This window comes from Corynebacterium sp. 22-2729 (assembly GCF_053479475.1).
This window is the reverse complement of sequence record NZ_JBRBCA010000012.1, coordinates 35132-61043: the sequence shown is the minus strand read 5'-3', so window position 1 is coordinate 61043 and position 25912 is coordinate 35132. Positions and strand designations below refer to the sequence as shown.

Genomic DNA, 25912 nt, shown 5'->3' with positions numbered 1-25912 from the left:
TCCTATTCTGTTAGCTTCACTCGGAAGAAGTCACCGTTCTGAATATTTTCTCGCCTGTAGAAGCCACGTAGACGGCCTCCCTGCTTGTTCTGTGCCAGTGTAGAAACTCCGTTTACAGTGGCTCCTTTGCCTCCTTGCATAGTTGATGCGTATGGAAATTCATCAGGGCTTCCCTTAGTGTAATCCCACCCTCTGGTTGCTTCGGCTCTATTTTGGCGGATGATTGATTTGTCGGTCGTTCTTTGAAGTAGGGTCGGTTGGTCTTGTTGAATTGCCATTTCTAGGGTACGCGCAACTTCTGGTTCTGCTGACTTGCTTACTTCGAAGGCTGGTACCTCAAATTGGCCATTTGGAAGTAGTGGTCCTTCTGTGTCAGGTGTTGGGCGTCCATGTCGTGGATGTCCACAGCTAGCAAGTCCGAGCAGATCCACCCAGTATGCCGCGTGGTCGACATACCCCTGGGCTGATGCGAGTCGTGGGGCGAGTCCGAGTGGGTCTTGGGCGTTGTAGGCACCCAAGGTGGGGTTGTAATAGCGGAAGCGGTTGTACGCCCACCCGGATTCAGCATCCTCATACTGGCCTGCAAACAACAACGGGCTGGTACACCGACCGGACCACGTGCGTTTGCCGTACAACGTTTGGGTGGTGTGTCCTTCGACGACGCCGGTGGTGGTGTTGACCAGTTCCTGTGGTGCTCCGGCTAGGTCGCACACCAGGGCGTAGAACGTCGCATCAACCCGGGCCTGCGACCAACCAGCCGCAGGGTTCACCGGAGTGTCGGTGTTGTCACGGGTGGTTAGTGCGATCTGGCCGTGTGTCTCACCCGTGGCAGGGTCAGTAGTCCACACAAAGCCTTCACCTACACGTGCCGGATCGGTGGTGTTGATGGTGGTGGTGACAGCTGCCAGTTGGTTACCGGTGTGGGTGAACACGTCACGGTGAATGACGGTTCCGGTGGTGGTGTTGATCGTGTCTTTGGCGACACGTCGGCCGAGACCATCGTAGATGTAGCGGTAGCCAACACCGGGAGCATCACTTGAGGTAAAGCCGATGGGTTGTTCACCGGTGGCGTAGAAGAAGTGGTGCACCAACGGTTTCTTACCCAGGCGTTTGGTTACCGTGCGGGTGATACGGCCTGCAGCGTCGTAGGTGTAGGTAGTCCGGCCGACTTTGACCGGCAGGGTGTTGTGGTAGTCGATGACCCCGTCAGCAGTAGAGGCCAGCACACCTGCCGGGGTGAAGGAGTAGTTCTCCTGGGCGGACACCCCGGAGGTGGCACTGCCTGATTGTGCTGGAGTGCCTGCTCGCGCAGGAGTGTGTGGTGGGGTGGTGGCCTGGTTACTGGGGTTGGTGTGGGGTGTGCGGGTTGCACTGGTAGCGCGGCCGATCGCGTCGACGGTGAAACGCGTGGTGCCACGCAGTTGGTCGGTGATGGCAGTGAGGGTGGAGTCTGCTCGCCAGGTGAAGTCACGACCAGCAACAGGGGCAAGCCCGCCAGGTGTTGCCGAATCCAACAGGTTGGTGTGATCACCAGTGATACGTCCACGGGTATCGATGTCAATGGTGCGTACCAGGTTGTCGATAGCGGTGGTGGCGCGGTGGCCGCGGGTGTTGGTGGTGTAGGTCAGCTCGGCAAGCAGCCGACCAGTGTGATCCAGGCCTGCCGGGGTGCTTGTATCGGTGTGGCGGTCATGAGTGACCGCTGGGGTGGTGTGTTGGGTGATGGTGCTGCTGGTGATCTCACCAGCAGCATCACGCCCGTAGCCGGTGGTGATGGTGCCAGCCGCAGGTAGGGTGAGGTGTTCGCCGGTGACCATGCCCGTGGCGGAGAGATCGATAGTGTGGCGGGTTTCTTCACCACTGGCCAGGCGTGTGGTTTCACTAATGGCTCGGCCGTAGGTATCGCGGGTGTAGGTGATGGTGGCAGCCGGGTTGGTGATGCTGGTCAGGCGGCCGAAGGGATCGTAGTCAAACAGTGTGGTGCCGGACGCATCATCAATGCTGGTGGTCAGTCCCAACTGGTTACGGGTGGTGGTGGTTGTTCCCGCTGGGGTGGTGATTGTGGAGACGAGCCCGTCGGGGCTGGTGGTGTTGGTGGTGACGATACCGTTGTAGTCGGTTTGTTGGGTGATGTCCCCGTCGAGGTTGTAGGTGTAGGTCCAGGTGTGGCCGTCGGCGTTGGTGATGGCCACGGGTTGCATTTGGGTGTTGTAGGTGATGGTGGTGGTCGCGCCGGTGGCGTCGGTGGTGGTGGCGGGTTTGTCGAAGACGGTGTAGGTGGTGGTGGTCGTCGCACCCATTTCATTCGTTGACGATAGTTGGTTGCCTTCGCCGTCATAGGTGGCGGCGAGGGTGGTGCCATCAGGATGGGTGAGTGTGGTGGGCCAGCCTTCGGGGGTGTAGTCGATACGGGTGGTGTTGCCGTCTGGGTCGAGGGTGTCGGTGATAAGGCCTCGTACGTTGAGGGTGTGGCTGGTGCGTCGGCCGGCGGGGTCGGTGATGGCGATGGTGCGGCCTGCGTTATCGCAGTCGATGTGGGTGGTCGCTCCATCGGGGTTGGTGATGCTGGCTGGGGTGATGCCGGAGACGCGGTAGTCGTAGGTGTAGCAGGTGGTGGCTCCGTCGGCGGTGGTGACCGCGGTGGTCATGCCGAAGGCGTCGACGTGGTAGTCGGTGGTGTGTCCGTCGCGTCCGGTGATGCGTACTGGCATGCCCCAGGTGCCGGGTTCGATGGTTGTGGTGGTCCCGTCGGGGTAGGTGGTGTGGGTGATGAGGTCGTTGTCGTCGTAGGTGTAGCTGGTGGTGGCACCGGCTGTGTTGGTGATGGTGGATGGGAGGTGGTGGTTGGTGTAGGTGGTGTCTTGGATTGCGCCTTCGGGGGTGATGATGCGCCAGACGTCGCCTGAGGCGGTGGCGCGGTAGACGGTGGGGCGGATGTCGCCGAGGAGGTCGTCGGTCAGCCAGTTGGTGGGGATGGTCCAGTCGGTGGTGTTGCGGTTGGTGGTGCGGCCGCGGCCGGTGAGTCCTGCTTCGTGGAGTCCGCCGTTGAGGAGGGCTTGGTAGAGGGGGAGGTTGTGGAGGCGGTCGAGGTAGGTGTCAACGACGCTGTCGCCGGTGTCTAGGGGGTTGCCGGTGAATTCGCCGGCGGTTTCGATGAGTACGCAGACGGTGCCGCCGAGGGGTGCGTCGTCGCCGGTGTCGTCGCCCCAGTAGAGGATGTTGGGGAACATACCACCGGTGCCGACTTGGGCGGTGACACGTCCGTGGTCATCGTAGCGGTAGTGATACGCAGCACCATTCCGGTCACGCCAACCAGCAGTACGGCCTTGCTCATCGTAGAAGTAGCTCAACACACCAGCATGGGAATTCACCACGCGAATGAGCTGACCTGCAGCGTCGTATTCATAAGAGATCAGCCGCTGAGGTGCTTCGTCAGGGTGGGTCTGCTGGTTATCGACCCAGATGGAAGCTACACGGTTCGTAGCGTGATCCCAGACCAAAGACAAGTGAGTTCCATCGCTGCGCGTGATGTCTCGCATCTGGCCAGTTGCCTGATCCCAGGAGTACGTAATGGCCGCGCCCGTGTGATGAACCAACGCCGTCACACCAACGGTGAAGCCCAGACCAAGATCAGCGGCGAAAGAACCGGTGCGCAACCCTGCTCCAGCCGAGTGTCCACCAGCTGCAGGGGAGCGATCCTCCACGCCCGATGTAGTGACGTAGCTCCCGTCACCAGAAACAGAAAATACGTAGGTGATTCCCTCCGCGACATTGCGCACACGGTAAGCACCATCTGCAAAGGAAAGCAGCCACGCGCGGCCGTCCGCGCGGACCTCGGATCCGTCCATTGGGGCTGGCGGGAACGTCAACAGTGCACCATCGGGGGAGACCATGAGGACTTCGTCATCCAAGATCTCAATATGCACATCCATGCGCGAGACCCACTTGGAGCCCAAAGCTCGTCCCAACTCGTGCGCAGAATTAGCATTTCGGTCGATGATCAGCGGCAAGATGCCAGGGATGTTGATGTCTTGAGTGAAATCGACCATGTTGCCTGTCGCCATATCGACAGGCTCAGCAGCGCAGTGAGTATGGTCGCCGCGGGTGATCTTTGAATAGTGAGACTTGGCGAGTTTTTCGCCAGCCTCTCCTGCGACAGGGCTGGCTCCATCCGCCATCTTCAGTGCAGCTGAGTTGGCACCGGACTTCGCCGCCGCCTTAACAGCGGACGCAGCCTTGCCCATGCCGTGAGTTGCCTTGGCAACGGTGTTGCCAAGCTTTCCTGCTTTCGCAAGTTTGGCTATACCGGCAAACGGCAACGATGTCGCTACGTCGAAAAGTACTTCGCCCCACGACGCATTGCCCGTGGCAGCAAGCAAAGCCTTCAGCCCAATGCCAGCAATCAACAGACCAGCGCCGATTGCCTGAAGACCAGGAACAAGGAGCAAAACGGAACCGACAATCTGCATGATGTCAGAAATAGCGGCGAGAACGTCAGCATGATCAGACACCCAATCCTTGGTCTTCTGCCATGCGCGCTCCAGCCAGTTCGGATTATCGTCAAAGTCTGCCCTGGCCTGCGTTGCGATAATGCTTACCGCAGAATCAACTTCGCCGCCGAGAGTGGCTTTAATGGTATCGGACGATGAAATATGACCATCCCACACAGCGCGTATGGTATCCAACTTGAGCCGTGCGGCTTCCATCGCAGTGTGAGCGGCATTTGCCTCTGTCTCAGCTGATGCCGCAGCTGCTGCTGTGGCAGCGCCAACACCAGGAACCATTGCGGTGCCCACTGCCGTAGCGGCTGCAGCAGTTGCCGTTACGCGAGCACGCGCGGCATTGGCCTCAGCAGCATTAAACGCCACAACTGCCGCCTGGTGCTCAGCGTGAGTACCCATTGCCGTGCCAGCCAGCGTGCCCATCTCAGTTTGGGCAGTCTGCAATGCACCTTCATAAAGGCCGATGGCTCGCCCAACACCAGAATGTGACTCGCCGGTGACATCCAGGTGGCTAGGGAAGTCTGCATTTAGCAGTTCTTTGAAACGGTCGCCTTCGGAGCCTTCGAACCCGCCATCATTGATAGTCCGCATGGCAGATGCGGCAAGCGACGCTTGGGAACCAAAATGGGTATACCGGCGCGCGGACTCGCCGACTGCGACAACGTTTCCACCAATGTGGAAGTTTTTAACGGCGTACGTAGCAAAAGGAAGCAGCGGCAGTGCAGGCATGACGGGCTAAAATCCTCTGGTCTTAATCAGGTCTAAAGAAAAGGGGAAATAGAAAGATGAGGCTAGAAGGTCTAGCCCTCTTAGGAACCAGCGATGGCTTGGGAAGCGCGACCACGAGTTTCAGCGACAGACTGGGTGTTTTCGTCCAGCGCGCCGCGAATCTGGCCCAGAATTTCCTTCAGGTTATGTGCAGCGGAAGACCACTTACCGTGAACCTGGGAGTATTCCTCCTGCTCGGAGCCTTCCCAGCTGGAAGCTAGCTTGCGAATATCAGAATCCATCTCCGACAGGGTGGACTCGATCTGGTTCATTACGCCATTGAGATCGCCAGACGTGGACTCGGCATCGGAATTGTTGTATGCATACACAGCCATGGTGGACGTTAACCTTTCTACGAATGAAGATGTGGTGACAGTGGTTGGTTAGAGAATGTTGCCCTGCTGGAAATTCATGCCGGCGAATTTTTGCTGCAGCGCGTTGGTCTGCTCTTCCTCACCCGACTGGTAGGACTTGCCAGCTTCATCAACGCGACCTGTCAGCTCTTCCAAAGCCTGCTTAACTTGATCCATGTTGTCCGACCATGCCTGAGTCATATTGTCCCAAGCGCCAACAGAGGATCCTTTCCAGGATCCCTTCAACGGCTCCAAAGCCTCCAAGAACTTAGAAGACTGATCCATTAGGTTCTGGTGGTTGGTCTGCAGAGAAGATACGTGACCAGAAACGGCACTGTGTTCAACGGAAAGGTGTTCGCTACCCATGATTACTCCTTGCGCGAGTCCGACAACACGGGCTCGTCAATAGTGGTGAAAAACTTGTACAGGTTGGTGCGCAGTCAGTTCGGTGCTGGAATAACAAACGCGAGAGAAGATTTCCGACCTTCACCCGCATGCACCCCGCGCGTGACATTAGCTCACTGAGCTAACTGGTTTCATCAAGCACTTTGGAAATTCCTTCGCGAAGCTGTGTATTGCCATCTTTCATGTTTTGTAAGGCATCTTGAACGTCCGCGAGGACGTCCTTCAAATTGGTGGCGCCTTCTTTCCACTTGGTGATGATCTCGTAGTACGCATCGGCCTCAGTAGCCTCCCAACCGCCACGAAGATCTTCAATCGAGTTGTCGATGTCTTCCAAAGTATTCGCGATTTCGCCCATCACCGTTTTGATATCGCCCTTTGTGGAATCTGCCGCCGAATCGCGGAACGCATAATACGTAGCGCCAGACATGTGCTATTCCTTTCCCTTGAGCTTGGCGGCAAACTGGTTGAAACCATTTGCGGATTCGTCATCGTATTGCTGAGTGACGTCGGCGATCTTTCCCGACACATCGCCCAACTTCCCGACGTTTTCTAGAAGGCGCTTGCGTGGGCCATCCCACTCGCCGAAGTATTCGGCCACCGCCTGCTGGATCTTGTGGCCGTGGACGGTGTCCACACCGGACAGAAGGTCGGCGCCTGTCTTATCGCCTTCTAGATCGGCCTTCATTCCGGCGAGATTGTTTGCAATATCACGCAGAGATTGCAAAGGGACTTGAATGAAATCGGACATGCCTTACTCCTGTTTCTGCAAAGCTTCCTGGCTGCCAGCGAAGAAATTCGAATCGAGTAGATCCAGACCTTCAAACGTTTCACCCAACGTCTCTGGATGTGCCTGAACACTGTTGGCCACACGCTTTACGATGTTGCCCAGCAATTCACCAGTCTCCTCATCTGGAGCCGTTCCAGAAATGACCAACGTCCAGGTGGTGGAGGGAATGGGAAGAAACGCCTGGTGGTAAAATGTCTTGCGCCGCTGAGATATTGGACCCGTCTGAGTGGTGTTGGATGAATACAGATAGGCCGTTCCCTTAGGGGTTGTGCACTGTTGTGTGGTCGCGTCCTTCGTAGAAAATGCCTGCTCCACGGTGCGCAGGCTAGCAAACTCAGGGGAGCTGTCGTACCACCGCAAGAGCAGTGTGGCCGACGTTGCTTCCCCATCCTCCGACAGGCCAGGGAGGATGAGCGTTAGTAGAATGTTTCCATCGCGGGCAGCCTTAACCAGCTGCTCGAGCTGCTGAAGCACCAGCTTTTGTTCGGCTCGCTTCAAGCGGTGGCCAGGAATGTAATTCTCCGCAATCTGGGACAAACGGTGTGGTGAAGCCTCTGGATGAGTGTCAATACGAACCCAGTTGGTGGGTAGGGAGGCTTGCCAAAGGAACCGTGGACGTGGGGCGTCCGGGTGGAACCGCACAGGCGAGGTGACCGAATTGGCCATAAAGCCTTCTCCTCTTTAATTCACTCAATCGCACCGTCAATCTTGAATACCTCTTCGAGCATGCCAGCTGAGCCTCGAGATCGCATGGCAAATCTCGATAAAAGGGAAGGTCGGGGAACTTGGATTAGAGAATCCTAAGCGATGGGAAATCTGCAGGTATGACAGCACGGTTTGGGTATGTTTAGATAATATTTTGGACTAACCGCCGGACGAAATCTTATGTGAAAATTAGGTTTATATAAGGTGTAGTTCGCTTTAGGTTTACCTATGGTGCCCTCTAATTGGGGGAGCAGAAACCAAGTTGGACCAACTCCACACGGCCCGAGCCACGCACCCACTGTGCGCGGCCAGCCGGGAGCTGCTGCAGATAGACCTTTGGCCATACAGCACCTTCTTGCTTCTCGCCGCTGAGCAGCAAACCATTTGCACCGTTGTCCCGGATGCCTTGTGCAAAAGTGTCATACGTGGCTCTCGACACACCAGCCGCGCGGCGTGCAATCCACACGTGAAGACCAATATCTGTGCCATGGGAGAGGAAGGGCACCAGTGGCCGGAGCGGGTTATTGGTTCCCTCGAACTGCTCGAAGTCATCCACCACAATGTAGATTTCGGGGCCTTGCCACCACGACCGATTGCGCAATTGCTCCTGCGTTACATCCGCAGGGGGCAAACGCCTCTCCAGCTCCTTAGCGATACCTTTTGCCAATAACTCCGCCGCGGACTTTGTGCCAGCGTACTCACCCAGGAACTCCTCAGGACACTCGCCAAGCAAGGTGCGGCGGGCGTCGAAAATACCAAACATCACCTGGCCCGGTTGCTTGCCACGAATTGCCTCCGACATCAACGCGCGAAGCGCCGTAGTCTTGCCTGACGCATGCTCACCCACAATGAACAAATGACGCTGAGCGCCATCCAAATCGAAGCGCACCGGCTGCAACGTTGATTCCGCCAACGCCACCACAGCAGGCTGACCGCCGCTGGCCTCAATCAACTCCTGCAGCATTACCTTCTCCGGCAACATGCGTACCGCAGGCGCATTCTTAAATGGGCTTGCTTGAGCAATCGCGGAAATCAACGCCTGCATGGACTGCTCCCGAACCACATCTGGCTGGTTCAGCACAGGGCTTGCCACATGGGAGAACAGCTTGTCCGCCGACAAAATGCGACCCGTCGGCTGACCCGCCAACTGTTCTTGTGGCTTCTTCCCGATTGAAGAATCCAGAGGATCATTCAGGCGATGTTCCAGCTTTGTGCCAATTACAGCCTGCAGCTGCAGTCGGAAATCTGCCCAGCGTCCCGTTGCAAACACCACGTGTACGCCATAGCCCAGGCCACGGGCAGCCAAGTTCTGAGCCTGCTCTGCCAGATCCTCAAAGTCATGACGAAGAGTGGCCCAGCCATCGATAATGAGGAAGACATCCGCGCTGGGCAGCTCCGGAAGACGACCCGCCGCGTGTGCAACCCGCAAATCTTCCACGCTGGACAAGTGATGCTCAGCGAAAATACGCTCGCGATCGGCGAGGAACTGCAGCATTTCAGAAAACATGCGGCGCAGCTTATCCTCATCAAAACGAGTTGCCACATCACCAACATGAGGAAGCTCTGCAAACGCGGTGAACGCCGAACCATTCAGGTCCGCGATGTACATGGACACTTCCGCAGGAGTGTGCGTAAGAGCCGTGGCCAGAACCAGGGACTTCACCGTTGTCGTCTTGCCCGATTGGGGAGCACCCATGATAGCGACATTGCCCTGCGAACCCGCCAAATCGACAACAAGCGGGCCCTGCCACTGCTCCAAAGGCTTATCCTTTAGCCCCAGTGGAATCTGCAGTTGACCGGTGCGCTGGGCACGCATGCCGCGGTCAGATGTGAGCTCTACCTGGCCCAATGCCGAGCCAAGATCGATCCTGTCAGGAACCGGAGGAAGCCAAATCTGACGGGTAGGTTCCGCAGCGGGGATCAAGCGGGACACAACCAGCTCCAACGTCGTAGTTGGTTCTACCGTCGGTTGGATATCCGCCGACCTCTTGGCATTCGTAGCCAGCGAGAGCTGGTGAGCCTCAACACGCTGCTGCAGCCAGCTTTCCGTCGTATTTTCTAGCTCCAGAGGCATCGGAACAGGTGGAAGCTCGCGCTCCTCCTGGGATGCGGAGGATGTGTACGGTCCCGACACATAAGCGGCCTTGAAGCGGTCAAAGATATCCGGATCCACCTTCAAATAGCCCGAACCGGGAATTGGGGGAAGCTCGTGGGCTGCCGTGGAACCAATGGCCGTGCGGGATTCGGACGCGGAAAACGTACGCAGGCCTATGCGGTAGGACAGGTAAGATTCCAAGCCGCGCAGGCGGCCTTCCTCCAAACGCTGAGAAGCCAAGAGAAGGTGCACACCAATGGAACGGCCGATGCGTCCGATCTGCACAAACAATTCGATAAACTCCGGCTTGGCAGCCAGAAGCTCACCAAACTCGTCAATCACCACAAACAGGACGGGCAGAGGATCCATGGAGGTTGAGCCATCCTGGTCGATCTGCTTTTGTCGAATGGCGTTGTACTCCGCAACATTGGCTAAGTTGCCAGCCTTTTGCAGAACATGCTGGCGACGCTGAATCTCGCCCAAAATTGAATCATGCAGGCGATCCACCAGGCCAGCCTCGTCCGCCAAGTTATCCACCACCGCAGCCGTGTGAGGGAGTGGCTCCAAGCCGGCAAAGGTCGCGCCACCCTTAAAGTCCACCAGAACCAGCGACAGCTGATCGGGATGATGGTTGATGACCTGAGCCAAAACGATGGTGCGCAGCACCTCAGACTTACCCGAACCGGTCGCACCCACACATAGGCCGTGTGGCCCCATTCCGGATTTCGCCGATTCCTTGATATCTAGGTAGATCGGCTGCGCTTCGGCGTCGATTCCGAAAGGCACCTTCAAGAACTCATCCGCGCCGCCCGGACTCCATTGGTGGGCAATGTCGTAGGTAGCAAAGTCATCAATGCCTAGCATCGCATCCAAGCCGATGGTCTGTTCAAGCGGAGCGTCGGGCGTGGCATCCTCCACCAAGCGTAGAGGTGAAAGCGAACGCGCCACGGATTCCGCTAAGGCAGGGGAGACCTGATCCAACCGGCCACGGAAGCCTCCATACAGCATGCGCTCTACAAAGCCATCCTCGCCAGGTTTGGGCTCGCGCACCTCACCACGGTCGATCAGCTGAACCTGGAATTCGCGGGAATCCTCAATGGATACACGGACGTCCACGTGGCTCGGCTCATCCTGCTGACGCAGAGACGTGGCCAGCACAGCAATACGGGCCTTCTCCAGGCTCAACACCTGAGACAACTGGCCCTCCAGCCAGCGCCCATGCTCGGAGTCCATGTTCAGCACCACCACAATGAAAGGCTCCTCCAGAGACCTCATTTGGTACCGGGCGCGCTCCTTCAACTCGTCATTGCGGCGCTCCACCTCCTGAAGCAACGATTGGGCGGAATTTTCATCGTGGCTCACCTGGCGCTTACCCAGAGGGCCATCAAACTCGTCCTCACTCAAGACGTGAGGAAGCCACAGCGCCCAATCTGCCGTATCCGCATGATCAGCCAACGGCAATGCAAAGTGGAAACGCACATCGTCAGGAGCATGAAACACCGCCGCCTGGGTGACAATCGTGCGGAGGGCCTCCGTTGTCAGCTGTGGGGATCCCACCAAACTGACCACGCCACGGGCGGGAATGGCGATGGGAGTATTCTCCACGGTTTGAGTGCGCTTCAGCATGCGTTCGGCGTGCGCTTGGGAGATCGGCTCCGGAATGGCCAAAGGATCCGTGGCCTCCTTCACCTTGATGCCGCACGCCAGCTGGCACGTTCCTGATCCGATGCGGGTGACCAAAACATCTTCGTCACCACGACGCCGCTCCCACAGACGGAAGGGATTTCGAATGGCATCCTGCAGCGCGCCTGGCTCGGGGCTGCGCATTGCTGCGACTTTTTGTTGCTCAGTTGCCTTGTCTTTTGCCTTCGCCTCCATTTCCTTCAGGTGCTCCAAGAAACGAACGCGGGCTGTTTCGGCCTCCTTGCGCTTGCCCGTGCGCGAACGCGCGAACATCACCAGCGCGCTGACAATCACCATCACGAACATCACCGAGCCAATGGCCATGCGGATAGGGTTGCCGGACGACATCATCATGAGCACCATGCCCATGCCACCAATAACTGGTAGCAGGAACGTAACCGCATTCGCCGCCGCGCCATTGGAACGGATCGTTGGAATCTGAGCCAACTCCAACGGCCCTTGTGGCATTATGGCTCGATTCGCGCGGGCCGGACGGTGAATAATTTTGGTGGACATTACTTCAGCAAAAACTCTCTACGCACGTATCGGGGATCAACAGGACAATCGGCCACTAGGCGCATACAAGGGCACCCAGCCACGTGCCACACGACAATCCATGTAATCATTACTACTATGTCTGCGATGTTTGTGAGATTAAGTGTGTTTTGGCAAGACCATCAACTGGATGTCAGCCTCCCAGCACACAGGCCCGTTATCGACTACCTCGATGACGTGGTGGAACTGTTCCGGGGACGAGTAGCAGATTCCAAATTTACCGCAGACGTGGAAGCTACCGCGCACCTGTGGGTACTGTCCTCCCCAGAAACGGGGATTATCAACGCTGAGCGCTCTCTCGAAGACTATGAGGTGCTGGACGGGCACAAGCTTTACCTGTCGCAGCGAGCTGAAGCCGCCCACGCACCATTTGTCGATGACATCATGGCCGAAATGCGCAGCACCATTGGAGCCTCCCAGTTTGCGTGGTCTGGAACCACCCGCACGGATGGACTGCTGGCAACTATGTTGGCCACTATTACGTTGGTTGGCTTCGTCGCACTCAAGGGTGTGTGGGGTAGTAGTCTCGCAGGGCTTGGCTTTGGGCATAGCTCGTCAGCCGGCGGACACGTTGTGGAGGCGTGGAATTCAGGTCGAATCACAAGCGTCGTGACCGCTACTATCCTGACCCTCCTGGCAATCGGGATTGCCCTGTGGAAGCCCCGTCCGTGGGCACAGAAGTTGGCGTGGGCCCTGCCTATCTTTGGGTTCATTGTCTCTGCAGCCGTGTTACGCCCCGTGGAAAGTGCGCCAGGACTAGCCTGGACAATTAGCATCACTGCGCTCTGTACAGCCATCGCAGCTTGGATCGCGCTGAGTAGGCAAGCGACAGCTACAGCGGTTGCAGCCGGAATCGTCGCCATTGCTGCGGCGGTCTTCGGCCTGGCAACCTTCCTTGGAGCAAGTCCTTTTGCGCTGGCTGCGTGGACAGCTTGGCTGCCTATTGCGATGCTACTGACCACGTCGACTCTTGCCATCAGTAGCACCGGGCTTGCCGCGATGCTGCGTCGCAGTGACGCAGGTGAATCCATTAGCCGCGAATCCATTCGCGCTGCCGCCCTGCGCACTGAAGCAATTAGTCGCGGTATTAGCTGGGCCGCAACAATCATGGGCGCCCTCATTGTTCTTGTTCTCAACTCAAGCAGCTACTGGCAACAGGGGCTCATTGCAGCCCTGCTGGCGATCATCTTGATCCTGCGTACGAATGGCTTTTCGGATGCTCGCATCATTAGCCCTCTGCTCATCGCCGGAATCACTGGCCTCGCCATGAGCGCTGGCAGCTTCGTGCATTGGCTCTCAGGCGACCAAACGCAGACTGGCAAGGACTCCACTGATGAGTTTGGTGTGAATGCGTGGGTCTTCAACGGTGCTACTGATAGTTGGCAACCATGGGCTGCAGCCGTCCTGGTCACCGTCATCTCGCTGATTGTTCTAGCCTTTATCGCAAATCGTCAGCCGGACGAACTGGCCGAGGCTCGCATGGCCAAAGTCATCACATTCATTGACGTGGTGGCGTCCCTTGCCTTCATCCCAATCGTCCTGATCGGGCAAGGTGTGCTGACCTACTACTGGGCGGTCAGTTAGGCGTCGTTCTACTAGAACCCTGGCGATAGATAAAAGAAGGCTCGTGGCGCGATGTACGCACCACGAGCTCTTTTAGAACCAGCGTATTCTACCGAGAGTTATCTAAACGGCAGCTGTCCAGCCAGTTCGATCCACTCAATTTACGGTGGCTAGATTTTCTCTACCTTGCCCACTGCGTGCAGAGTCTTCAACTTGGAAGCCTTGCGCAGCTGCAGATCCCACTCGCTGGGGCGCGGGTAGGCCTTGTCGCCCGCAGCCTCGGCGAAGAATGCCACGGTGGTCGGCAGCGTAACGGGCTTGGCGAATTCCACGCTGAAACGTGCGGCGGACGGCAGCACACCCTCCAAGCCACGCAGCATCGTGGCGGCGGACCACATTCCGTGCGCGATGACGGCCGGGAAGCCGAACGCCTTCGCACCAATGCCGGAGACGTGGATCGGATTCTTATCACCCGAAGCCTGCGCGTACTCCTGAATATCCGCCGGGGTCACGCGGTACTTCGCGGTAGGAGTTGCGTTGTACTCGTCGAACTCAGCCGGCTCCAGAATACGGCCGTCGGTCGGCTGCTGATCCTTGTAAGGGGAGGAGCTAGACAGCTTCGCACCCTTGGATAGGAAGCCACTAGTCTGCTTCCATACGTCCTCGCCGTTTACGGAGACAACGGTGACAACATCCAGCAACACGCCCTTGGTGTGCGGGCGCAGGTTCTCCGCGTGTACGCGGATATCCAGTACGTCATCCACGGTCAGGTCGCGGGTTTGCTCGATGCGGTTGGTCAGGTGCATCAGCCCCACGGCGTTGACGGGGGAGTCCTTGGCCGTCAGGATCTTCATGACGATAGGGAAGCTCAGCACGTACGGGTACGTCAGCGGCAGCTCGTTGCGCAGACGCAGACCCGTTGCCGCGTTGTAGGCCGCTAGTTCGGGCACGTTGATCTTGACGCCCTCAACCTTGAACGCAGTCGTTGGGTTCTCCTTGGCGCTGCGGGAGCTACCCACACCCGGAACAACATCCTTGACTGCATTGCGGTATTCCTCCATCAGAACCGGGATGGAGTCCAGCTTCTTGTAGTCAACCACTAGTCGTGGCTCCTTTCTCTACAGCTCGCTCGAAGAGGCTCGGCTTAGGCTCCCAGCATTGCCTGGCCACACACGCGGACAACGTTACCGGTGACAGCCTGGGAAGCCGGGGAAGCGAAGTAGGCAATGGTCTCGGCAACGTCCACGGTCTCGCCACCCTGCTGCAGGGAGGAGAGCAGACGGCCACCGACGCGGGTGCCGAACGGGATAGCAGCGGTCATCTGAGTCTCGATGAAGCCCGGAGCAACAGCGTTGACAGTGATGCCACGGTCAGCCAGCTTGTCGGAGAAGGAATCGACAAAGCCGATCACGCCGGCCTTGGTAGCACCGTAGTTGGTCTGACCACGGTTACCGGCGATACCGGCAATGGAGGCCACACCGATGACGCGACCGTTGTCGGCCAGGCCACCGTTCTCCAGCAGCTTCTCGGTGATGCGAACCGGTGCAACCAGGTTCACGGCGATAACGGAATCCCAGCGACCCTCGTCCATGTTGGCCAGCAGCTTATCGCGGGTAATGCCGGCGTTGTGGACGATGATGTCGATCGGGCCGCCGTGGCGAGCCTCAGCGTGCTCCTTCAGCTTGTCCGCAGCGTCTGCCGCAGTAACGTCCAGCGGCAGGGCAGTGCCGCCGACCTTGTTGGCGGTCTCGGCGAGGCCCTCGCCAGCCTGCGGAATATCCACGCAAATGACCTTTGCGCCGTCGCGAGCCAGCACCTCTGCGATGGTGGCACCGATACCACGGGCAGCGCCGGTAACCACAGCGATCTTGCCCTCGGAAGGTTTGTTCCAATCAGCCGGGGCGGTCGCGGACTGGGCGTCAACGCGAATAACCTGTGCGTCCACGAAGGCCGACTTAGCAGATAGCACGAAGCGCAGGGTGGACTCCAGGCCAGCCAGATCGGCGGCAGCGTCCGGAGCGGTGTAGACCAGCTGGATGGTAGCGCCGCGCAGCAGCTCCTTACCGACGGAGCGGGTGAAGCCCTCCAGAGCACGCTGAGCGATGCGCTCGTCAACGTCGTTGATCAGTTCCGGGGTGGTGCCGATAACCAGCAGGCGTGCGCAGGGCTGTAGCTGGCGCATGACCGGGTGGAAGAAGTCGTACAGCTGGCGCAGATCCTCTGGCTTGGTGATGCCGGTGGCGTCGAAAACCAAGCCGGCGTACTTGTTGTCGCCAGCAGAAGTGGAGACGGTGTAATCGTCGGCAAGCAGCTCCTCGATACGGCCGATCAGGCGACCGGAGCCACCCAGCAGTACGCGACCGTCCAGGGCGGGCTCGCCCTCCTTGTAACGACGCAGCTTCGTCGGTACCGGCAGGCCAACCTGCTTGGAGACCTTCTTGCCGAGATCCGAGTTGATGAACTTCAGGTATGCATCCTGGTTTTCAGGCACTAGCTTAAACTCCTCATGTCGATAGAAGTATGTGGTTGAAGACTACGTGGAGATTTACGCTTCCTCATCGCAATGTGCGGCAAGTGAGCGCGAAATATACAAGTCTTGTCGGCAATACGTACACGTGCATAGCCGTGACAATGTATGTTCTCATGTATAACCATACGGTGTGATCGAGCACACCGTGTAGGAAAACGTTCTTTCAATTCACATTCTTCGATGGAGTGACACAAAAATATGACTAACGGAGCACCCCGCAAGGTCGCCATCCTGGGCGGCAACCGCATCCCGTTCGCACGTTCCAACAAGGAGTACGCGAACGCGTCTAACCAAGACATGCTGACCGCCGCCATCGATGGCCTGGTCGCACGCTATGGCCTGCAGGGCGAGGAGCTGGGCCAGGTTGTCGCCGGCGCCGTGCTGAAGCACTCCCGCGACTTCAACCTGACCCGCGAGACCGTCCTCGGCTCCGCACTGTCCTCCACCACCCCGGCCTTCGACCTGCAGATGGCCTGCGGCACCGGCCTGGCTGCCCTGGTGCAGGTTGCCGACGCTATCGCCCTGGGACGAATTGAGTCCGGCATCGGCGGCGGCGTAGACACCACCTCCGACGCACCTCTGGCTGTTAACGATCAGCTGCGCAGGACCCTGATCAAGCTGAACAACGCGAAGACCACCACCGACCGCCTGAAGCTGGTCGGCCAGATCCGCCCCTCCCAGCTGGCCCCGGAGCAGCCGAACAACGGCGAGCCCCGCACCGGACTGTCCATGGGTGACCACGCGGCCATCACCGCCCGCGAGTTCGGCCTGACCCGCGAGGAGCAGGATCAGCTGGCGGCAGAATCCCACCAGAAGTTGGCTAAGGCCTACGAGGAGGGCTTCTTCGAGGATCTCATCACCCCGTTCCTGGGCGTGCAGCGCGATACCAACCTGCGCCCGGACTCCAACGTCGAGAAGCTGGCTAAGCTGAAGCCGGTCTTCGGCAAGAAGGACGCCGAGCAGCACGGCACCAAGGCCACCATGACCGCCGGTAACTCCACCCCGCTGACCGACGGCGCTTCCGCAGTCCTGATCTCCTCCGAGGAATGGGCTGCAGAGCACAACCTCCCGGTCAAGGCTTACCTGGTCGATTCCGAGATCGCTTCCGTTGACTTCATCAACGGTCGCGATGGCATGACCCCGGATGGCCTGCTGATGTCCCCGACCTACGCGGTGGCTCGCCTGCTGAAGCGCAACAACCTCACCCTGCAGGACTTCGATTTCTACGAGATCCACGAGGCTTTCGCTTCCCAGACCTGCGCCACCCTGAAGGCATGGGAGTCCGACGAGTACTGCCGCGAGCGTCTGGGGTTGGACGGCGCTCTGGGCGCTATCGACCGCGACAAGCTGAACGTCAAGGGCTCCTCCCTGGCAGCTGGCCACCCGTTCGCCGCTACCGGCGGCCGCATCATCGCTACCGCTGCGAAGGTGCTGGAGCAAAACGGCGGTGGCCGCACCCTGGTCTCCATCTGCGCTGCAGGTGGTCAGGGCATCGTCGCCATCATCGAGCGCTAGTGCGCTAGTGCCCTAGCGCTCTCGCAGCGCTAGAAGACCTTCGCCAGATCGGTCTTGTACACCACCGCGTTGTAGCTATTCCACGACGTGGCTACCCAGTACAGGTTCCTGTCAGTCTGGTGCGGGTACATGAAACCGCCGTAGATATCCGGCACCTGGGCCCTGGAGATCAGTGTTTTCTCGCTGCTCCAGGGTCCTTCTGGTCTATCGGCCTGCCGCAGTACCATGCCCTGGGTGGTTTCGTACAGGGCCAACCACTTGCCGAGGTGCTTGTTGTACTGCACCGATAGTTCGGAAACTCGCCCGTCCAGCACAGTTTTCGCCGCGTCCATTCGCGTGGTCCATCCTTGGCCATCCCAGAATTCTGCAGAGCTGAAGTTGGGGAAGTCCGCTTCGCTGATGCGCGCCAACCGAGCTTGGCCGGAGCGTCCCGAAGGCGTTCCATAGACGTAGACATAGCCGCCCTCGGCAGCCGCGCCTTGAGGAGGCTTAGCAAAGGCCGTCATCTGGAAGTTATCGGCGCCGGGGGAGTGAGCGGGGAAGTCTGGCAAGCGGCTATCCCCAGAGGCCACGGAACTACTGCGGTAGGAATCGCGGACTACAGAGAAGGTCTTGCCGCCATCAGTGGACTTCGCGGTCGCGGCGTAGTTGGTGCGCCACTGTCCTGGGCGACCCCAGTCGCGGACGGACATGAAGTCCACATACTGTGCACCGTTAACCTCAATGCCGGCGGTAGGAATAATGGTTTTCTCCACCCCGTCGATCTTCAGCGATGCGGGGAGGAACTCCTCGGAGCGACTTCCAGTGGCAGGGCCGGTCAGGTAGATCCCGTTAGAGGGGTCCATGTCGTCCGTTTCGTACAGCGCATTGGAGTGCCAGCCATTGTTACCGGCCCCGCAGCGGAAGGAGTCGCCGAAGGCGGCGAGCACGCGCCCGTCTCCGGAATCCCACATGATGCCCAGGTCGGTGGAGCTAAGCCCGGTCTTGTCGGTGCGATCTGGCCCAAAGCGCCCCGTGAGCATATGCAGTGCCTCGGTGTTGCCGGTGACCTTTGGCATTCCTTCGGGCTTACCGGTGAGCCATTGCGGTTGACCCAGGCTGCCTGCCAGGGAACCGGTGCTGCTAGCTGCCAGGCCATCGCTCATGGTGGGGGTGTAGGTCCAGCACGGGTCTGCGGCGGCGTGACCTGTGGAAAAGGCGGTCACCACGGATGCGGTGGCGAGGATTGTGCCGGTGGAGAGGGTAGCTGCGAGGGAGCGACGGGCGCTGAATGTGTTCTTCATGAAGCTAATGTTTACACATGTTGTGCTGCACCGCCTGGGGAGCTTCGCTATATTCACCCATATGGCAAAATCCTCTCGCATCGCTTCCATCGTCGCCGATACCTGCCTATCCCTTTCCACTGCAGCGGGACTCGCTGGTGCTGCGGACTCTGGCACTGCACCTGAGACCCTCCAGCCGCTTCCCACCGTCGAGGTGCCTGCGACGGGCAGCTCCGGCAGCTCCTCGCGAGTGCCGAAGGCATGCCAGAACCTGAATCAGCAGATTGACGAGGTGCGTAAGAAGTGGGATGCCGCCGTCGCGGAGCAGGATATCTACAAGGCCAATGCTTTGCGCGTCGATTTCGGCAACCTCGCCGCCAGCTACTACCAGTGCCGTTTGGCCGGGAACACCATTTCCGGTTCCCTGTAGCCGCTAGCATGGCCTCATGATCACAATTGGGCTAACTGGTGGAATCGGATCGGGCAAGTCAACCGTCTCGTCGCGGTTGGCGGAGCTCGGTGCTTTTATTGTTGACGCCGACCTGGTGGCGCGCGAGATCGTCGAACCAGGTCAGCCAGCTTTGGCTGAGCTGGCGGAGGCCTTTGACGGGGTGTTAAACCCCGATGGAACGCTGAACCGTGCTGAGTTGGCTCGCCAGGCTTTTGCTACCCCGGAAGCCACAAAGAAGCTCAACGCGATCACCCATCCGCGTATTCGTGCGCGCACGGAGGAGCTATTCAAACAGGGCAGGGAATCGGGTGCGGAAGTATTGGTCTACGACATGCCCTTGCTCATTGAGAATGGCGAGGTGAATAAGGTCGATCATGTACTGGTGGTGGATGCTCCCGATGAGCTGCGCATCGAACGCCTCGTTCAGCACCGCGGCCTGGATGAGGACGACGCCCGGCGCCGCATCGCCGCCCAGATCGATCGGGAGACTCGCCTAAGTGCTGCAGATACGGTGTTAGACAACTCCGGCAGTTTGGAAGACCTGCTGACTCAGGTCGATGGCTTCTGGGACGGGCTGTAAAACCTACCAGAAGCGGGGGATACCAGCTCCGAAGATCGGCGGAAGGCCGTCGGCTACGACTGTCTCCGGGAAGATATACAATCCCACCGCGTCGCGGTAGCGGGACATGCGTTCCTTGGCTAGGTTCCGCTGCTGCACTGGGTCGGACTTCGAAGCCAGGCCATAAACGGTGGTACGGGGGCCGAAGGCGATGCGGTAGTCACTTACACCTCGGTGCAGGTGGCTATCGGTGGTCGCGATGACCAGCTGGCGAGGCAACGCCGTACTGCGGGGAGCGCTGGTGGCATGCTTGTTCATGCGAGCGAACACCTTCGCGCTGTGCCATGCGTTGCTAATGGTGGACCAGGAGTTGCCTTCCACATGAATGCGCTGTGGGGAAATGCCAGCCTTGACCAGCCAATTCTTCATCGCTTGGGCCTCGACATGGCCATGTTCAGTCTTTCCACCCGAGGTGATGATAGGGCTGGCGGGGTGCTTTAGGGCGTAGTCCCGGGCTACCTCCAGGCGGCGCTGTAGGTTCGGGTGTACAGAACCGTCTGGGTTCAGACCATTACCGAGGACAACCACGGTTGCGCGCGGACTGGTGGACTTTCCAGGCTTTTGGACGGGAGCTTCCAATACCTTCAGGATGTGCTTGATCTCGGTACGTCGAGCTGGGGAGAGTCTAGCGAGCGCCGCGCGAGGATCCTTATTCATGTACTGAGCGGCTATGGCAGCTGCGGAGTAGGCGTCATCAACAGTGCGGGCAGTGCGAGCCCCGCTGGGACCCACCGGCAACAGCTCGCCAGGAATAACCACGGTGTTGGGGCCGATCGGCGCGGGACCGACAACGATCGGTGGAACGGCGGGCATAGCCGGCGCTGGCGCGGCAACGGCAGAGGGAGTAACCAAGAGCGAAAGGGCGATGACAGGGGCGATAGCGGCACGACCGCGGGAGAAGAGCTTCATGTGATTAACCTTAGAACGGCCATAGCAAAAGCGCTGGGTAACAGCACGGCAGGCGGTGTCCGGGGCGGTAAGTAGACTGGTGCGCATGGCCTTTGCAGCAGAACGTCCCGAATTGTCGTACTCCGAGTTCCGTCCCGTGGGGGAGGTCGAACGCTCGAATGCGAAGTTCGAAGTCATCAGCGACTACAAGCCCGCCGGCGATCAGCCGAAGGCTATCGAGGAACTGCACCAGCGGTTAAACAGAGGCGAGCGCGACGTGGTGCTGATGGGCGCCACCGGTACCGGTAAGTCCGCGACCGCGGCGTGGCTAATTGAGAAGGAACAGCGCCCCACCCTAGTGATGGCACCAAACAAGACATTGGCGGCACAGTTGGCCAACGAACTGCGGAGCCTCTTGCCAAACAATGCAGTGGAATACTTCGTTTCCTACTACGACTACTACCAACCAGAGGCGTATATCGCGCAGACGGATACGTACATCGAAAAGGATTCCTCCATTAATGAAGACGTGGAGCGGCTCCGTCACTCCGCGACCTCTGCGCTGCTATCGCGCCGGGATGTGGTGGTGGTCTCGTCTGTTTCCTGCATCTACGGTCTGGGAACCCCGCAGTCGTACCTCGACCGCTCGGTGGTGCTCCGGGTGGATGAAGAAGTCGAGCGGGATCGGTTCCTGCGCCTGCTGGTGGATATCCAATACTCCCGCAACGACGTCGCCTTTACCCGCGGCACCTTCCGCGTCAAGGGCGACACGGTAGACATCATCCCCGCCTACGAGGAACTGGCAGTTCGTGTGGAGTTCTTCGGCGACGACATTGATGCGCTGTACTACATCCATCCCTTGACGGGAGACGTGATTCGCCAGGTTGACGAACTGCGCATCTTCCCAGCCACCCACTATGTGGCGGGTCCGGAACGCATGGAAAAGGCTATGCAGGCGATTAAGGAAGAGCTGGCGCAGCGGCTGGAGGAATTGGAAAACCGCGGCAAGTTGTTGGAGGCTCAGCGCCTGCGCATGCGCACCGAGTACGACCTGGAGATGATCCAACAGGTGGGCTTTACCAGCGGCATCGAGAACTACTCCCGCCATATTGACGGCCGCGCGGCAGGGGCTGCGCCCGCTACGCTAATCGACTACTTCCCGGAGGACTTCCTCACCATCATCGATGAGTCACACGTGACCGTCCCACAGATCGGCGGCATGTTCGAAGGCGACATGTCCCGCAAACGCAACCTGGTGGAGCACGGATTCCGCCTGCCTAGTGCCCTGGATAACAGGCCATTGACATGGGAAGAGTTCGACGATCGCAAAGGCCAGTGCGTCTATATGTCCGCGACCCCCGGCGATTACGAGATAGCCGCCGCCCAAGGCGAATATGTGGAGCAGGTCATTCGCCCGACTGGCCTCGTCGATCCGAAGGTAGAGGTGCGTCCAACTGAAGGCCAGATCGACGATCTGATTGAGCAGATCCGCCAGCGAACCGAGAAGAACGAGCGCGTGCTGGTGACCACCCTGACCAAGCGAATGGCAGAGGACCTAACCGACTACCTGCTGGAACATGGTGTCAAGGTGCGCTACATGCACTCGGATATCGACACACTCAAGCGCGTGGAGCTGCTGCGCCAACTACGCCTCGGCGAATTCGACGTACTGGTCGGTATCAACCTGCTGCGTGAGGGCCTTGACCTGCCAGAAGTATCGCTGGTCGCTATTTTGGATGCGGACAAGGAGGGCTTCCTGCGATCCGAACGATCCCTGATCCAGACCATCGGTCGCGCAGCCCGCAACGTCTCGGGCGAAGTCATCATGTACGCGGACAAGGTCACTGACTCCATGCAGTACGCCATCGACGAAACGGAGCGCCGCCGTGCCAAGCAGATCGCCTACAACAAGGAGCACGGAATTGACCCGCAACCCTTGCGCAAGAAGATCGCCGATATCTTGGATCAGGTTGCGGAGCTTGAGGCAGAAGCAGGAAATGACGCCGACACCACCTCCGGTGGCAAGGGCGAATCGCCCGAAGCAGATTGGGCGCTGGTACGCGGCTCCACCGATGAGCCAATGGCACGTCCACAGCTAGAAAAGCTCATCCAAGAGATGACCGAGCAGATGAAATCGGCGGCCAAGGAGCTGAAGTTTGAGCTTGCTGGTCGCCTGCGCGATGAAATTGCAGACCTAAAAAAGGAACTTCGGGGCATGATCGACGCTGGGTTGTAAGATTGGGGTTATGTACAACACAGTCGTGGTCGGAACCGATGGGTCTGAATCTTCTTTTCTAGCAGTGCGACGCGCCGCAGGCGTGGCCGCAGCAATGAATGCAGAACTGGTTCTGGCCAGCGCGTATGTGGGGGAGCATGCGGATACCGCGGCAAAGCAGACCACCGCTGTGGAAGGTGAAATGTCTGCGTCTGAGGTGTTGGCGTCCGCACGAAAAGAAGCTGAGGACGCAGGGGCGGCAAAGATCCGTGCGGTGCTGAAGGAAGGCGACCCCGTCGAGGCTTTGATGAGCATCGTGAAGAGCGAGGGAGCGGATCTGCTCGTGGTCGGAAACCGTGGGATCAATTCCCTGACAGGCCGACTACTGGGAAGTGTGCCTGCCGACGCTGCGCGCCAGGCGGAATGCGACGTGATGATCGTTCACACCGTTGGGATGAAAGACTAGGACTTTAATCTAGCACCACGGCAACGGGCGCGTGTGCACGACTGTAAGCCCCTGAGTGGCACGGGTCATTGCTACGTAGAGATCGTTGAGCCCTTGGGGGGAAGCCTCCACAATGTCTGCCGGCTCGACCAGCACAACCTCGTCGAATTCCAGCCCTTTCGCAGATGCCGTATCGACCAGCACCACTTCCGCGCCGGTGGCCTCTAACAGCTCGGCTATCGCCGACCGCAAGGCGTCCGGGGCAGCGGCAATGACACCGATCAGTCCCTCTTCGCCTGTCAGTTCACGGGCTTGCGCGATGGCCTCCCGCACTCCTTCCGACAGTGGCATCTCATCCGTGGGAACTACATAGCGCACGCCCGTCCCGGATTCTCGCAGCGCTATGGGGGCAGGTTGGGCGGGATCAATCTGCTGCAACAATGGTGCGGCAAGATCCGCAATGTCTTTCGGTGTGCGATAGTTCACCGTCAACTGGTGCAGTTGCCAACGGTCAGCCACGAAGGGCGAGAGCGCCTCCGACCAGCTATCCACCCCACCGGGGTTGCCCGTCTGCGCTGGGTCACCGACCAACGTCATCCACTTGTTCGGCGAGCGGCGGAAAACCAACCTCCAGGCCATGTGGCTTAGCTCCTGGGCTTCGTCCACGATCACATGCCCGAAGGCCCAACGACTATCAGCTGCAGCACGTTCGGCAGTAGTGCGCTGATCGCGTACCCGCTGACGGGCGGCGAGCGTTTCCGCGTCGATGACGTCGTAGGCCATCAGCACCTCGGGCGCGAAGCCATCGTCGAGGTCTTGGCTAGCCGAGCCGGTAAGAATGTCGAGAGCCTCCTGCGCCTCCGCGATCTTCTCCAGCCATTGTTCACGTTCCTCGGCCGCGGACTCCTCGTCAGAGACATAGCCAAGCAAGTCGATGAGTTCGTCAATGAGTGGCGCGTCGGCGTCAGTCCATTCACCGCTGGGATGAGCGGAAAGACCGCGCCAAGTGTCCTCGTCATAGTCGACGGCGATGGCGGCAGGGTTTGCATAGAGCCGCTCTAAGACCTCGGTGGGGTGCAGTTCAGGCCAGAATTGCCCCAGCGCGTCCACAATCGCAGGGTCTGCGCCGAGCTCCTCACGCAGGGTGGCAATGTCCCCCTTACCCAGCAGGTTCGCGCCACCAAGCGGGTCGGCACCAATGTTTTCTCCCAAAGCCTCCGCCAGGGCGTTGAGCCCGTGGTCTAGGAAGGCCGCTCGCGCGTGGTTGTGTGGCTTCCGGCTGCGGCGCGCACGAGTGCGGGCTGAGCGCACCATCTTTGGTGTCAGCTGCACGTTGAGTCCGTCGATGCTGAGCTCGATGTCGGTGTCCGGCACGGTTTGATACGCCTTGATGGCGTCGGAAAGGATCGTCAGCATTTCCCCCGAGCCTTTCACTTCGCGCGCCAGCAGGTTCGTCTCTGGCACGGTTTCTAGGTTCGGCAGAAGGGTGCCGGGGGTCGCGAGCACCACGCCGGTTTCGCCCAAAGACGGAAGCACCTGCGAGATATAGGAAAGGAAGCGGTCGTTTGGCCCGATGATCAGCACGCCAGTGTTGCTCAGTTGCTCACGCCATGTGTACAGCAGGTATGCCGCGCGATGCAGTGCGACGGCTGTCTTTCCGGTGCCCGGTGCGCCTTGCACGACGGTTACTCCGCGGTGTTCGGCGCGGATGATCTTATCCTGCTCCGCTGCGATCGTCTCGACGATGTCCTGCATATATGGGGTGCGCGCTCTGTTGACTGCGTCGAGCAGCGCCTCTTCTTTGGCGACGCCACCTCGCGCTCCCGCCCCCGCAGAATCAGCGGGGTTTTGCGTATTGGAAAGCTGTTCGTCTGCCACGCTGCGTACTGTGCGGCCACGAGTGGTGATATGCCGTCGCGTATGTACCCCGTCGGGGTGCAGGGTAGTGGCCAGGTAGAAAGGGCGAGCTAGGGGAGCACGCCAGTCCATAAGGAGGGTACGCATCTGCTCGTCGTCATCGTGCAACCCGATGCGCCCGATATAGCGGCGATCCAGCTTTTCGTTTCCAGGCGCGGGATTTTCCGCCTCCGGGTCTTCGACGTCGATACGTCCGAACATCAGACCAACTTCTGCAGCGGAATAGGAATCGAGGCGTTGGGCAATGTCCCTTGCCTCGCGGTCGCGAACCATGAGTCCTTGCGGGTCGTCGATATCGGCTTCAAGGCGGACGGCCTTGAGGCGTTGTTCCAGTCTCTGGCGGGCGTTATCTACCCGGGAGAGGAGATCGTCGAGGTAGCTCTGCTCGGCGGCGATGTCGTTATTGGGCGCCAAGGTGGTTGCGGGTTCCCTTCTATCTAGGTCGGTGGTCTGCGTGTGTTGCAGGCGTCTAAAGGGGTAGAGCAAGCCATCATACTCTTTTGCCTGTTGTTCGTGATGGGAGCTCGTGCAGCGCTCGGCATTATCGCCAACTTCCTGATGCAGAACTTCGGTCCACGCTAGAAGCGCCACGGCCAGAAGCCCAGCCAGAATCCTGGGAAACAAGCATAAAAAAAGAACCCCTGGGCAGGGGTT

General features: G+C 59.2%; 18 protein-coding genes. 6 read left to right on the top strand and 12 right to left on the bottom strand.

Translation table 11 applies throughout. The features are described from left to right. Positions 1-2: 2 nt before the first annotated feature. From ACUY2T_RS09230 to eccCa, 7 genes are all read right to left on the bottom strand, one after another. A complete protein-coding gene (locus ACUY2T_RS09230) occupies positions 3-5231 on the bottom strand; it encodes a DUF6531 domain-containing protein (protein ID WP_448308357.1) in 5229 nt (1742 codons plus the stop codon). An 80-nt stretch (positions 5232-5311) separates the two neighbouring features. Next, on the bottom strand, positions 5312-5605 hold the full coding sequence (locus ACUY2T_RS09225) for a WXG100 family type VII secretion target (RefSeq protein ID WP_034966005.1): 294 nt from the start codon (positions 5603-5605) through the stop codon (positions 5312-5314). Between the two features lie 48 nt (positions 5606-5653). Then, on the bottom strand, positions 5654-5989 hold the full coding sequence (locus ACUY2T_RS09220; RefSeq protein ID WP_434817235.1) for a WXG100 family type VII secretion target: 336 nt from the start codon (positions 5987-5989) through the stop codon (positions 5654-5656). A gap of 160 nt (positions 5990-6149) precedes the next feature. Next, positions 6150-6455, bottom strand: coding sequence for a WXG100 family type VII secretion target (locus ACUY2T_RS09215; protein ID WP_434817236.1), 306 nt, complete (start codon positions 6453-6455; stop codon positions 6150-6152). A 3-nt stretch (positions 6456-6458) separates the two neighbouring features. Then, positions 6459-6776 carry a hypothetical protein gene (locus ACUY2T_RS09210; protein ID WP_448308356.1) on the bottom strand — a complete coding sequence of 106 codons (318 nt, stop codon included), beginning with the start codon at positions 6774-6776 and terminating at the stop codon, positions 6459-6461. A gap of 3 nt (positions 6777-6779) precedes the next feature. Beyond that, positions 6780-7481: a hypothetical protein gene (locus ACUY2T_RS09205; RefSeq protein ID WP_448308355.1), complete on the bottom strand. Its 702-nt coding sequence runs from the start codon at positions 7479-7481 to the stop codon at positions 6780-6782. Positions 7482-7758: 277 nt separating this feature from the next. Beyond that, positions 7759-11814 carry a type VII secretion protein EccCa gene (gene eccCa / locus ACUY2T_RS09200; protein ID WP_448308354.1) on the bottom strand — a complete coding sequence of 1352 codons (4056 nt, stop codon included), beginning with the start codon at positions 11812-11814 and terminating at the stop codon, positions 7759-7761. A 117-nt stretch (positions 11815-11931) separates the two neighbouring features. On the opposite strand from eccCa, the gene ACUY2T_RS09195 reads away from it, so the two are divergent. Next, positions 11932-13437 (top strand): EsaB/YukD family protein, encoded by a 1506-nt coding sequence (locus tag ACUY2T_RS09195; protein WP_448308353.1) that lies wholly within the window; start codon positions 11932-11934, stop codon positions 13435-13437. 149 nt (positions 13438-13586) lie between these two features. Here the strand turns inward: ACUY2T_RS09195 and ACUY2T_RS09190 are convergent, their stop codons facing one another. Both ACUY2T_RS09190 and ACUY2T_RS09185 read right to left on the bottom strand, forming a co-directional pair. Next, complete coding sequence (locus ACUY2T_RS09190) at positions 13587-14516, bottom strand: MaoC family dehydratase (protein ID WP_448308352.1); 930 nt, start codon at positions 14514-14516, stop codon at positions 13587-13589. Positions 14517-14560: 44 nt separating this feature from the next. After that, positions 14561-15883, bottom strand: coding sequence for a 3-oxoacyl-ACP reductase (locus ACUY2T_RS09185; protein WP_448308364.1), 1323 nt, complete (start codon positions 15881-15883; stop codon positions 14561-14563). Between the two features lie 261 nt (positions 15884-16144). On the opposite strand from ACUY2T_RS09185, the gene ACUY2T_RS09180 reads away from it, so the two are divergent. After that, positions 16145-17461 (top strand): acetyl-CoA C-acetyltransferase, encoded by a 1317-nt coding sequence (locus ACUY2T_RS09180; protein ID WP_448308351.1) that lies wholly within the window; start codon positions 16145-16147, stop codon positions 17459-17461. 29 nt (positions 17462-17490) lie between these two features. Here ACUY2T_RS09180 and ACUY2T_RS09175 read toward each other — a convergent pair whose 3' ends face one another. Continuing rightward, a complete protein-coding gene (locus tag ACUY2T_RS09175) occupies positions 17491-18744 on the bottom strand; it encodes a DUF4185 domain-containing protein (protein WP_448308350.1) in 1254 nt (417 codons plus the stop codon). A 61-nt stretch (positions 18745-18805) separates the two neighbouring features. On the opposite strand from ACUY2T_RS09175, the gene ACUY2T_RS09170 reads away from it, so the two are divergent. Together ACUY2T_RS09170 and coaE are read left to right on the top strand one after the other, a co-directional pair. After that, positions 18806-19153, top strand: a complete 348-nt coding sequence (locus ACUY2T_RS09170) for a hypothetical protein (protein ID WP_448308349.1) — start codon at positions 18806-18808, stop codon at positions 19151-19153. Positions 19154-19169: 16 nt separating this feature from the next. Beyond that, entirely contained in the window at positions 19170-19754 is a 585-nt protein-coding gene (gene coaE / locus ACUY2T_RS09165) for a dephospho-CoA kinase (RefSeq protein WP_293791987.1), read from the top strand. A 3-nt stretch (positions 19755-19757) separates the two neighbouring features. On the opposite strand, the gene ACUY2T_RS09160 is transcribed toward coaE, so the two are convergent. Beyond that, positions 19758-20702 carry a YdcF family protein gene (locus ACUY2T_RS09160; protein WP_448308348.1) on the bottom strand — a complete coding sequence of 315 codons (945 nt, stop codon included), beginning with the start codon at positions 20700-20702 and terminating at the stop codon, positions 19758-19760. A gap of 85 nt (positions 20703-20787) precedes the next feature. Between ACUY2T_RS09160 and uvrB the strand changes: the two genes are divergently transcribed. Further along, a complete protein-coding gene (gene uvrB / locus ACUY2T_RS09155; protein WP_448308347.1) occupies positions 20788-22917 on the top strand; it encodes an excinuclease ABC subunit UvrB in 2130 nt (709 codons plus the stop codon). A gap of 10 nt (positions 22918-22927) precedes the next feature. Next, positions 22928-23362 (top strand): universal stress protein, encoded by a 435-nt coding sequence (locus ACUY2T_RS09150; RefSeq protein WP_293791982.1) that lies wholly within the window; start codon positions 22928-22930, stop codon positions 23360-23362. Positions 23363-23371: 9 nt separating this feature from the next. Here the strand turns inward: ACUY2T_RS09150 and ACUY2T_RS09145 are convergent, their stop codons facing one another. Then, the gene (locus ACUY2T_RS09145; RefSeq protein ID WP_448308346.1) at positions 23372-25672 is read right to left on the bottom strand and encodes a HelD family protein; all 2301 of its coding nucleotides are present in this window, start codon (positions 25670-25672) and stop codon (positions 23372-23374) included. Positions 25673-25912: the final 240 nt, after the last annotated feature.

Bases quoted from the DNA above. Each gene is read 5' to 3' on its own strand.
- coaE (WP_293791987.1), top strand. From the start codon at position 19,170: ATGATCACAATTGGGCTAACTGGTGGAATCGGATCGGGCAAGTCAACC.
- ACUY2T_RS09215 (WP_434817236.1), bottom strand. From the start codon at position 6,455: ATGTCTGGCGCTACGTATTATGCGTTCCGCGATTCGGCGGCAGATTCC.
- ACUY2T_RS09150 (WP_293791982.1), top strand. From the start codon at position 22,928: ATGTACAACACAGTCGTGGTCGGAACCGATGGGTCTGAATCTTCTTTT.
- uvrB (WP_448308347.1), top strand. From the start codon at position 20,788: ATGGCCTTTGCAGCAGAACGTCCCGAATTGTCGTACTCCGAGTTCCGT.
- ACUY2T_RS09210 (WP_448308356.1), bottom strand. From the start codon at position 6,776: ATGTCCGATTTCATTCAAGTCCCTTTGCAATCTCTGCGTGATATTGCA.
- ACUY2T_RS09230 (WP_448308357.1), bottom strand. From the start codon at position 5,231: ATGCCTGCACTGCCGCTGCTTCCTTTTGCTACGTACGCCGTTAAAAAC.
- ACUY2T_RS09225 (WP_034966005.1), bottom strand. From the start codon at position 5,605: ATGGCTGTGTATGCATACAACAATTCCGATGCCGAGTCCACGTCTGGC.
- ACUY2T_RS09205 (WP_448308355.1), bottom strand. From the start codon at position 7,481: ATGGCCAATTCGGTCACCTCGCCTGTGCGGTTCCACCCGGACGCCCCA.
- ACUY2T_RS09160 (WP_448308348.1), bottom strand. From the start codon at position 20,702: ATGAAGCTCTTCTCCCGCGGTCGTGCCGCTATCGCCCCTGTCATCGCC.
- ACUY2T_RS09195 (WP_448308353.1), top strand. From the start codon at position 11,932: ATGTCTGCGATGTTTGTGAGATTAAGTGTGTTTTGGCAAGACCATCAA.
- ACUY2T_RS09175 (WP_448308350.1), bottom strand. From the start codon at position 18,744: ATGAAGAACACATTCAGCGCCCGTCGCTCCCTCGCAGCTACCCTCTCC.
- ACUY2T_RS09170 (WP_448308349.1), top strand. From the start codon at position 18,806: ATGGCAAAATCCTCTCGCATCGCTTCCATCGTCGCCGATACCTGCCTA.
- ACUY2T_RS09180 (WP_448308351.1), top strand. From the start codon at position 16,145: ATGACTAACGGAGCACCCCGCAAGGTCGCCATCCTGGGCGGCAACCGC.
- eccCa (WP_448308354.1), bottom strand. From the start codon at position 11,814: ATGTCCACCAAAATTATTCACCGTCCGGCCCGCGCGAATCGAGCCATA.
- ACUY2T_RS09220 (WP_434817235.1), bottom strand. From the start codon at position 5,989: ATGGGTAGCGAACACCTTTCCGTTGAACACAGTGCCGTTTCTGGTCAC.